This is a genomic window from Castellaniella sp. (assembly GCF_034007085.1).
Taxonomy (GTDB): Bacteria; Pseudomonadota; Gammaproteobacteria; order Burkholderiales; family Burkholderiaceae_B; genus Castellaniella.
Map to the genome: position 1 here is coordinate 1 of NZ_JAVERO010000080.1, position 9,572 is coordinate 9,572.

The window sequence follows — 9,572 nt, forward strand, 5'->3', positions numbered from 1 at the left end:
GGTCGTGCTGCTGCTGATCACCTACGTGCCGCCACTGTCGCTGGCACCCCTGAGTCTCATGGGCAAATGAGCGCGCCTCCCATGACCCTAATTTCACGCTCGAACAATCTGGAGTTCGCCATGACAAAGAAACTACGGGCCGCCATCATCGGCCCCGGCAATATCGGCACTGATCTGCTGGCCAAGCTGATGCGCAGCCGCTGGATCGAACCGGTCTGGATGGTCGGCATCGACCCGCAATCGGATGGTCTGAAACGCGCCCGGGATCTGGGGCTGAAAACCAGCGACCAGGGCGTCGACGGCCTGCTGCCCCATGTGTTGGAAGACGGCATCCGCTTTGCTTTCGACGCCACCAGCGCCTATGTCCACAAGGCCAATTCCGACAAGCTCACCGCGCTGGGCGTGCGCATGATCGACCTGACACCTGCTGCCATTGGCCCTTACTGCGTGCCACCAGTCAATCTGGCCGAACTGGTCGGCCAGGATCAACAGAACGTCAACATGGTGACCTGCGGCGGACAGGCAACCATTCCGATGGTGTACGCCATTTCACGCGTCCAGCCAGTGGAATACGGCGAAATCGTGGCGACCGTATCATCGCGTTCGGCAGGGCCAGGCACCCGCAAGAACATCGATGAATTCACCCGCACCACAGCCGGTGCGGTTGAACGGGTGGGCGGCGCGAAACAAGGCAAGGCCATCATCATCCTGAACCCCGCCGAGCCGCCAATGATCATGCGCGACACCGTGCACTGCCTGACGACCACCGAACCCGACCAGGCTGCAATCACGGCATCCATCCACCAGATGCTCGAACAAGTGCGCAAGTATGTCCCCGGCTATCGACTGGTGAACGGCCCGGTCTTCGACGGCCGACGCGTATCGGTCTACCTGGAGATCGAGGGCCTGGGCGACTACCTGCCGAAATATTCGGGGAACCTGGACATCATGACGGCCGCCGCAGCCCGCACCGCCGAACTGATGGCCGAACACATGCTGCAGGGCGCAGCCCAGACTACCCCTGCCGCCCTCTGAGGAACCACACCATGACTCAAGAACGCCAGAAAATCACGCTGCACGACATGACCCTGCGCGACGGCATGCATCCTAAACAGCACCGGATCAGCCTGGAGCAGATGCGCACCGTGGCCGCCGGCCTGGACGCCGCTGGAATACCACTGATCGAAGTCACCCACGGTGATGGCCTGGGCGGCGCATCTGTCAATTACGGCTTTCCGGCACATTCGGACGAAGAATACCTGCAAGCCGTGCTGTCCGTCGTCAAGCAGGCCAAGGTCTCCGCCCTGTTGCTGCCCGGCATCGGAACGACCGATCACCTGCGCATGGCACACGGCCTGGGTGTGCACACCATCCGTGTCGCCACCCACTGCACCGAAGCCGACGTATCGGAACAGCACATCACCGAAGCCCGACGCCTGGGCATGGACACTGTGGGCTTTCTGATGATGAGCCACATGAACAGCCCCGAAGGCCTGGCCCGTCAAGCCCAGTTGATGGAAAGCTACGGAGCCAACTGCATCTACGTGACCGATTCGGCCGGCCACCTGCTGCCCGAGACCGTGCGCGCACGCCTGCAGGCCGTGCGTGATGCACTGAAACCGGAAACTGAGTTGGGGTTCCATGGCCACCACAACCTGGCCATGGGGGTGGCCAACAGCATCGCCGCCATCGAGGCCGGCGCCACCCGCATCGATGCCGCCTGCGCTGGCCTGGGCGCCGGTGCGGGCAACACCCCCATGGAAGTCCTGGTGGCCGTCCTGGACCTGATGCAGATCCGGACCGATGTCGATGTATTCAAGATCCAGGATGTCGCCGAGGAGCTGGTCGTGCCGATGATGGATTTCCCGATCCGCATCGACCGTGATGCCCTGACCCTGGGCTATGCCGGCGTCTACGGATCCTTTCTGTTGTTTGCCAAGCGAGCTGAACAGAAATACGGCGTGCCCGCCCGCGAGATCCTGGTCGAGATGGGCCGACGCGGCATGGTCGGCGGTCAGGAAGACATGATCGAGGATACGGCACTATCCCTGCGAGCCCAACGCCAGGCACAGGCCGCCAGCGCCTGACGCAGGTCCATTCCCACCCGACGGTCAGAACCTCGGCAGCGTTCAACATGCCCGCTGCCGGGTCGGCCCGCTGGGGGGATCGAGACGCTATGTACAGCAGGCCGGGGGTGGCCCAGCGTATAATGCGTGTTCGCATTGCCCTCATCCATGGGTTCCCTCACCCCATCCATCAAAAAGGCCCACATGAACTCCATTCCGGTCCCGCCCTCGCGGACATCGTTCTGGCTCGCCCTGCTGGTTGCATTCCATATCCTGGTCATCATCGCCAGCAACTATCTGGTGCAACTGCCCGTCGATCTGTTCGGTTTCCACAGCACCTGGGGCGCCTTCAGCTTTCCCTTCATTTTCCTGGCCACCGATCTGACCGTGCGCCTGATCGGCAAGGCCCCCGCACGCCGGGTGATCCTGCGCGCCATGATCCCGGCGCTGTTCGTCTCTTACATGGTGTCGGTGCTGTTCCACGAAGGCCGCTTCAACGGTTTCGGCGCCCTGAGCGAATTCAACACCTTTGTGTTCCGCATCGCCTTTGCCAGTTTCGCGGCCTACGTCCTGGGCCAGCTGCTGGACGTGCACGTGTTCGACCGCATGCGGCGCAGCTACGTGCAATGGTGGGTCGCACCGGCTGCATCCGCCGTGCTGGGCCAGGCACTGGACACAGTGGCCTTTTTCAGCATCGCCTTCTGGCGCAGCGACAACCCCTTCATGGCCGCCCACTGGGGTGAAATCGCCGCCGTGGACTACGCCATCAAACTGACCGTCAGTCTGCTGCTGTTCGTGCCGATGTATGGCGTCGCCCTGAACGCGATCATTCGCTTCATGCGGCAGCGCGATACCCTGCCCGCTGCGGCATGACCTGCTGCATGGCACCGGCCAGGCGCCTGCCCGGGCCACAATGCACCACGCCGCGCCAGCACTGGCGTGCGCGGGAAACATCGATATAAAGTAAAGTATATTTCGTTGCCCGCCAGCTCGCTGCCCGCCTGGGCGCAGCGGCGACTCCGATCGACTTTTTCATCGGAACCGGAATCATGGTCGCCCCCCCCGTTTTCTTCGAAGCCTCGACACTGGACGCCTGGTTGGCTGAAGATGTCGGTTTTTTTGACCTGACCAGCACGCTGCTGGAAATCGGGACGCAGCCCGCCAGGATCGCTTGGGTGGCGCGCCAGCCCATGACGCTTGCCTGCACCGAAGAAGTCGCGCGCATGGCCTCCCTGCAAGGCGGCGTGGTGACCCACTGCCTGCCCAGCGGGCAGCGCGTCACGCCCGGCACAGAAATCGTCGCGGCCCAGGGCACGGCCCAGGCCCTGCTGGACTGCTGGAAGGTCGGCCAGAACCTGCTCGAATACGCCTGTGGCATCGCCACGCGCACGCGCGCCATGGTGGACATCGTCGCCCTGGCCAACCCCGACGTGGGTATCCTGACGACCCGCAAGCATCCGCCGGGGCTGCGCCGCGTGGCACAGAAAGCCGTCCTGGCCGGAGGCGCATTTCCTCATCGGCTGGGCCTGTCCGAGACCGTGCTGATCTTCCCCCAGCATCGCGCCCTGATGCCGGGCGGCTGGAAGGATGTGCGCCAGACGCTGGCCCGGCACCGCAAGCATCTGGTCGAAAAGAAAATCGTGATCGAAGCCGGTTCCTACGAAGAGGCCCGCGAAGCCGCCCGCTGTGGCGCCGATGCCGTGCAGTTCGACAAGGTCGGTGCCGCACAGCTGGCGCAGTGGTGCCCACGCCTGCGCACCGAGTGGCCACACCTGCGCCTGCTCGCCGCAGGCGGCATCCATCTGGACAATGCTGCCGCCTATGCCGACACCGGCGTGGACGCCCTGGTCACCAGCAGTCTCTATTTTGGTCCGCCGGCGGACATCGGTGTGAACATCCAGCGCGAATAAGCGGCTCAGGGCGACGGTTCTGCCGCGCGCTTTTGCGCCAGCTGCAGGCGCGTCGATCCATGCGTGGCCGGCGCAAGCACCGTGGCGATGACATCAAAGCCCTTTGCCTCGAACAGCGCGTCGAATTCTTCTTCCCGGCACAGTGGATGCCTGAGACTCTGCAGTGTCTTGGCAAGCGACTGCACGGATCGCCCATCGCTGATGCAGCCCGGCGCACAAAACCAATGGTTGCTGACGAACAGCCCTCCAGGAACAAGACTGGCGCGCACGGTGTCGAAGATCTGCCCCAGATTTTTCCGGAACTTGTACAGCAAGTGCGAAATAAGCACGATGTCATAGCCGGAGCCGATCGAATCATCCTGGATGTCGCCAACCACAGCGGTAACCCTGTCCTCCAGGCCATACACGGCAATGTAGCGCCGAGTCGTTTCCACGACACCGGCCTGATCCAGCACGACCCCCTGCAACTGTGGATTGACCTGGCACAAAGCGATCGTATGCAGGCCATGCCCCCCACCCACATCGAGAATTCGCTGGGCCTTGCCAAAATCCTTCCCGCCCGCAACGGTCTGGACCAGAAACTGCAAATCCCCTCGCAAGGCCTTTTGCCCCAGCGCCGCAATGAACCCCGGGCTGGGTCCACCCGGACCTCGCTTGGTTTCGTTGCCAGACAATACAGCGGTCAGGTCGTTCCAGAACGAATTCCTGGTCACATTGCGGATGACATCACCCTGATAGAACGGACTGTCGAACACGAGAAAAGCTGTCGCCAGATGACTATTGCGATATCTGTCGTCCTCCAGGCAGAGGAAACCCGCCTCTACCAGCACGCCCAGAAAATCCCGGATAAACAGTCCATTGATTCCAAGCGCATCCGCAATTTCATCCCGTGGACTCGCCCCCCTGGCCGCCAGAAAGTCATACAGCCCCAGATCCAAAGACGACAGCAGCACCTGATAGCGCTGATGCCCTTCGAGCATATCGTCGATGACTTCTACGCCTGCCGGACAACGAAGATTCATCAAGACCCGTTGTTCATTCATCCTCTACTCCTTTCTGACTGAACGAAAGAGGTAGGAACACGCCACCGCTGCCCGCCCTCTCATTGTGCTGCCGGTTCAAAAAACCGTTGATATTCCGCATCCGGCAGCGCATATCCATAAAACCGGGAAAAAAACAGCCGGGTTTCTGCCGCCAGATCCACGTCCTCCAGCACCTCCGGGTACAGGATCTTGCTCAACCACAAAATACCCAGGATGGCTTCGGGAGAGGGCCGATCCCACCAGAAACCGCCAATAGGGGCGGCATGAACCTGCCCAGCGACCACCGCCTGGACCTGGCGATAGGCGGCCTGAGTTCTGATGGCTGCGGCCGAAACACGGCTCTTGTCATTCATCGAAGCAATGATGACATCGGGATTCCAGAGACGGACCTGCTCCGCCGCAACCACACCTTGCGTTTCGGTATCACGGGCCACATTGATTCCCCCGGCCGCCGTGATGAACGCATCCCCCCACCCGCGCCGGTTTTCCGTCCCCCCTGACCCGCCAAGATAAAGCACTCGCTTGGGCGTCTCGAAACCAGCCGTCCGGGACCGGATCAGCGTCAGACGTTCATGCCAATACGACACCAGATCGCGAGCGAGATCCTCTTTCCCCAACAGCGTGCCGACCTGTCCGAATTCATCGAGAATGGTCTGGATATCCTGACGCCCGGTTCCCAATGTGAACACCGGGATGCCGAGCGCCTTGATCCTGTCATTGGTCTGAGCAGAAAACACGCTGGCGAAGACCATGTCCGGCTGTTCCGTCAGCAAGGATTCGAGGTTGACGTTGCTGAACGATCCCACATCCGGCAAGGCCCCGAGTTCGGGAAACATCCGCGCGAACTGCGGGAATGATTCCACACCGGGCTGAGCGATCACCCTGTCACCGCCCTTGAACACCGCGATTTCCTGAATCGCCCCACCGTAGCAAGTGATGGCAATCCGCTCGATGCGTTCCGGCACGCAGACAGACAGGCCGGCTGCATCCTTGACCACACGGCGGCACTCGGTCGCTTGCACTGCCCCAACAGACAGCGCAAGCATCAACCCCGCAACCCACGCAGCAGGCAGCACCCCCATACGAGTTCTCATGTCAGTACGTATACTGCATTGATGCAAATACGCTGCGCGTCGCACCGACCAGATATGTCGGAGCCCCCTGATTGGTATTGACATCAGACGTAGAGATGGTGGCAATGTATTTCTTGTCGAAAAGATTCATCGCCCCCAGCGAAAACCGCATTCTGTGTCCACCCCCCAGGGCCACGTCTTTCATGACTGACAGATCCGCAAGCCACGTGGCATCGACACTGTACTGGTTCAGTACATCTGCATAGCGCTTTCCCAAATAGCGCACCACCGGCACAATCCGAAAACCGTGCAGGTCATAGACGGCGGACAGGTTGCCATAGAATTTCGGACGATCCGGCAGTTGCTTGCCCTTGGCTGCGACCACGGCATTGGCCCCCGTCTGGATATCAGAGGTGAACGAGGCCTGGTTGTAGCTGAGCGCCAGATTGATGCTCAAGTTATCCAGCGCCTTGTAGCTTGACCCGAATTCCACCCCATACGAACGGCCATCGCCCGAATTCTGCGAATAGGACAGGTTGACGGACGGATCATAGACATTGGTACTGATGTATTTCAACCGCTTGTAGTAAAGCGAGGCCGTGAATGCAAACCTGTCGGATGCGTAACGGTAGTCCAGGTCAAAGTCATCGGATTCCTGCGGCCTGATGCGCGATGCCCACAGGTCCTGCAGCGTCCCCTCATCATTGCCCAATTGCTTGAACAGATTGCCCGCCCTGCTGGCCCAGCCAATTTCAGGCATATCGTAATTTCTGCCATAACTGGCCCGAATGGAAGACACGGCATCCAGATCATGCGTGACGCCCACGCTGGGGAGCCATACCGTATAGGTATTGGACGGCAGCCTGAAATCCACGCCTCGGGCCTGGTCCTTGGCGGCGCCATAGCTCACATCCCCGATCCCTGTGGTGTCATAGCTGATGTATTCAGCCGTCGCCAGCGTCAGGTGCTTCAGCCCAAGATCAAGGACGGTGTTGCCAAAGCCCTGCGAGAAAGCGATGTACGGCACATCAAATCGATGCCGGCAGCCCACACCATAAAGATTGACCCAACCAATGAAGTTCAGGTCGGTATCCCGGGCCTTGCGGGCAGTCGGCGGCCCTGGCGGCTCGTGTTCCCCATGCCAATAGCCGATATTGAGGCGAGAGTCCTTCCATTTCTTTTCATATTCCAGGACGGCGCCAAACGTATTGTGATCGAGCAGCGATTCGACGATCACGTTTTTTTGCGGCTTGGAATTGACCAGAACCTGGCTGCTCCCCCCGTAGGCATACCCCCGGTCGTTCAGAAAATAGGGCCGAAAGGTCAAGGTCGCGTCGCGCCCGACGGGAATTTTCAGCTTCCCGAGGATCGTGGACACGCGATAGTTTTCCCGGTTGTACGCGTAATAGTTGATGTCCTGAGATGCGATGCCCGTCTTCAACGAATTGAAGTCCCGATCCCAATTGGCATCCAGATCGCCTGTCTGCGCATAATTGAGGCCCTTGTAAAGATGCCGCTTTTCACCATTGTAGATACCGAAGAGTTCCCATTCGACCCCTTGTGGTGAACCGCCTGTAATCCCGAAGGTGAAGTTTTCCCGATCCAGTCCTTTTCCGGGCCCCTTGAATTTGTCGGTTTTCGCCACAGACCCGGAGACAAAAGCCTTGACCCCGCCGCCCAGGTCCCCCGTATCCATGCGGACGAAAGTCTTGCTGAAGTCATGTGAACCGAATATCTGCTTCACATCGAATGAGAACTGATTCGATGGCCGCATGAAACGCATATCGATCAAGCTGCCGAAACCGAAATTCCCATTGGCCGGAATGGCGCCTTTTTCGATTGCGATGGACTCGACGTTCTCCATGTCGAGCATGTCAGAGATGGGCTGACCGATCCCGATGCCCTTGATCGGCAGCCCCTCCAGAATCAAGGCATGCCCTCGGCTTGAATTGCCCCGGATCATGTATTTGGCATTCGTCCCGGTCGGATCGTTGTAGCGCACGTCCACGCCGGGCTCGAGCGAGATGGCTTGATAGGCATTGGTCATGCCCTGATTGTGGAACGTCTGGATCTTTTCCCGAGCCACGACTTCCCGGGCCCCCACACTGGACTCCTGCCGGACCTGATCCGCCTCGATCCGGATCGGATCCAGTACTGGCGCGGCCTCAAGCGCCAGGACCGATGCAGGCGCCATGAGAACTGCCCACAGCAGGGGATATCCAGGGGAAAAGCGTGGCCGGCCGCCGAGCCGGCACATTGGCACGTGCGGCCGCACCGCACGACGGCCTTGCATACAGTCATCCATCGGTGGAACTCCTTGATTGAAACGAGTCGGAATGGAACAGAGCGCCTTCGGCCTGTGCCGTCGGCCGAAATGCAATGCCTCGCCCTTGAGCATCCCGCAGCAGATCGACGGCAACGCCATAGAGCATCATCAGGGCGGCGGGCGTCATGACCTCGGCAGGAGGGCCATCGCCGATGATGCGCCCCTTGTCCAACAGCGCCACGCGCCGACAGCTGGTCAGTGTCTGGCCAGGGTCATGCGTGGTCATGAGTACGCCGTAGCCCTTGGCTGCCAGGCCTTCCAGGCGGGCCAGCAGGCGCACCTGGTGACCATAGTCGAGCCCCGCCAACGGCTCGTCCATGATCAACAAAGCGGCTTCCTGGGCCAGCGCACGGGCAATCAGGGTGAGCTGGCGTTCTCCACCCGAGATTTCCGTATACACGCGGTCTGCCAGCCGGGAAATGTCCATCAGATCCAGCACACGCTCGACGACTGATCGATCCACCCGATCTGGCGCATGCAGCAACCCTCGAGATGACAAACGGCCCATGGACACGACATCCCGCACCGTATAGGGAAAAGGCGCTGCATGGACCTGCGGCACATACGCCACATGACGCGCCGTCTCTCGACGAGACATGCTGGACAAAGACCGTTCGCCGATCCGCACCGTGCCCTGCGCCGGTTGCAGCAGGCCCAGCATGATTTTGAGCAGCGTACTCTTGCCAGCCCCATTGCCGCCCAGCAGGCAGACCAATTCGCCCTGTGCGACGGACAGGTCCGCGCCGGCAAGGACCGGCCGGCCACGATAGGCAAAGTGAATCCCGCATGCCGTCAGCATCAGACCCACCCTCGCCGCACCCGGCTCAGCACCAGCAAAAAGACTGGAATGCCGATCAATTCCGTGACAATCCCGATCGGAATTTCTGTCGCAAGGGCATTGCGCGCAATGCTGTCCGCAAGCAGCAAGAAGGCTGCGCCCAGGCCTGCGGATGCTGGCAGCAAGCAGGCATTGCCTGGCCCCACCAGCAGCCGCGCGATATGCGGCACAATCAGGCCAACCCATCCGATCATGCCGGCGATGGAGACCGTCATGGCGGAAATCAACGTCGCAACGACGATGATGACCAGGCGTGCGGCTGCGACAGGCACCCCCAGCGCACGCGCCTCGTCATCGCCCATCGACAGGACATCCA

Annotated in this window: 9 protein-coding genes; 4 read left to right on the top strand and 5 right to left on the bottom strand. The window is 60.7% G+C overall.

What is annotated here, in order from left to right; all coding sequences use genetic code 11:
* Positions 1-120: 120 nt before the first annotated feature.
* The 4 genes from RBR29_RS08045 to modD all read left to right on the top strand — a co-directional run bounded on the left by RBR29_RS08045 (position 121) and on the right by modD (position 3,976).
* Entirely contained in the window at positions 121-1,035 is a 915-nt protein-coding gene (locus tag RBR29_RS08045; protein ID WP_320348472.1) for an acetaldehyde dehydrogenase (acetylating), read from the top strand.
* An 11-nt stretch (positions 1,036-1,046) separates the two neighbouring features.
* Positions 1,047-2,087, top strand: coding sequence for a 4-hydroxy-2-oxovalerate aldolase (gene dmpG / locus RBR29_RS08050; protein ID WP_320348474.1), 1,041 nt, complete (start codon positions 1,047-1,049; stop codon positions 2,085-2,087).
* Between the two features lie 183 nt (positions 2,088-2,270).
* Complete coding sequence (locus RBR29_RS08055; RefSeq protein ID WP_320348475.1) at positions 2,271-2,939, top strand: 7-cyano-7-deazaguanine/7-aminomethyl-7-deazaguanine transporter; 669 nt, start codon at positions 2,271-2,273, stop codon at positions 2,937-2,939.
* Between the two features lie 176 nt (positions 2,940-3,115).
* On the top strand, positions 3,116-3,976 hold the full coding sequence (modD, locus tag RBR29_RS08060; protein ID WP_320348476.1) for a ModD protein: 861 nt from the start codon (positions 3,116-3,118) through the stop codon (positions 3,974-3,976).
* Between the two features lie 5 nt (positions 3,977-3,981).
* Here the strand turns inward: modD and RBR29_RS08065 are convergent, their stop codons facing one another.
* The 5 genes from RBR29_RS08065 to RBR29_RS08085 form a co-directional block, all read right to left on the bottom strand.
* Positions 3,982-5,019, bottom strand: a complete 1,038-nt coding sequence (locus RBR29_RS08065; RefSeq protein ID WP_320348478.1) for a methyltransferase — start codon at positions 5,017-5,019, stop codon at positions 3,982-3,984.
* A gap of 59 nt (positions 5,020-5,078) precedes the next feature.
* Positions 5,079-6,101: an ABC transporter substrate-binding protein gene (locus RBR29_RS08070; RefSeq protein ID WP_320348480.1), complete on the bottom strand. Its 1,023-nt coding sequence runs from the start codon at positions 6,099-6,101 to the stop codon at positions 5,079-5,081.
* Positions 6,102-6,114: 13 nt separating this feature from the next.
* Positions 6,115-8,385: a TonB-dependent receptor gene (locus RBR29_RS08075; RefSeq protein ID WP_320348482.1), complete on the bottom strand. Its 2,271-nt coding sequence runs from the start codon at positions 8,383-8,385 to the stop codon at positions 6,115-6,117.
* Positions 8,386-8,389: 4 nt separating this feature from the next.
* Positions 8,390-9,217, bottom strand: a complete 828-nt coding sequence (locus RBR29_RS08080) for an ABC transporter ATP-binding protein (RefSeq protein ID WP_320348483.1) — start codon at positions 9,215-9,217, stop codon at positions 8,390-8,392.
* The coding region (locus tag RBR29_RS08085) for an iron chelate uptake ABC transporter family permease subunit (RefSeq protein WP_320348485.1) at positions 9,217-9,572 on the bottom strand (356 nt) is incomplete at its 5' end. The genes RBR29_RS08085 and RBR29_RS08080, both read right to left, overlap by 1 nt.

Excerpts from the sequence above, each read along its gene's own strand:
- dmpG (WP_320348474.1), top strand. The coding sequence starts at position 1,047 with ATGACTCAAGAACGCCAGAAAATCACGCTGCACGACATGACCCTGCGC.
- modD (WP_320348476.1), top strand. The coding sequence starts at position 3,116 with ATGGTCGCCCCCCCCGTTTTCTTCGAAGCCTCGACACTGGACGCCTGG.
- RBR29_RS08075 (WP_320348482.1), bottom strand. The coding sequence starts at position 8,385 with ATGCAAGGCCGTCGTGCGGTGCGGCCGCACGTGCCAATGTGCCGGCTC.
- RBR29_RS08055 (WP_320348475.1), top strand. The coding sequence starts at position 2,271 with ATGAACTCCATTCCGGTCCCGCCCTCGCGGACATCGTTCTGGCTCGCC.
- RBR29_RS08045 (WP_320348472.1), top strand. The coding sequence starts at position 121 with ATGACAAAGAAACTACGGGCCGCCATCATCGGCCCCGGCAATATCGGC.
- RBR29_RS08080 (WP_320348483.1), bottom strand. The coding sequence starts at position 9,217 with ATGCTGACGGCATGCGGGATTCACTTTGCCTATCGTGGCCGGCCGGTC.
- RBR29_RS08070 (WP_320348480.1), bottom strand. The coding sequence starts at position 6,101 with ATGGGGGTGCTGCCTGCTGCGTGGGTTGCGGGGTTGATGCTTGCGCTG.
- RBR29_RS08065 (WP_320348478.1), bottom strand. The coding sequence starts at position 5,019 with ATGAATGAACAACGGGTCTTGATGAATCTTCGTTGTCCGGCAGGCGTA.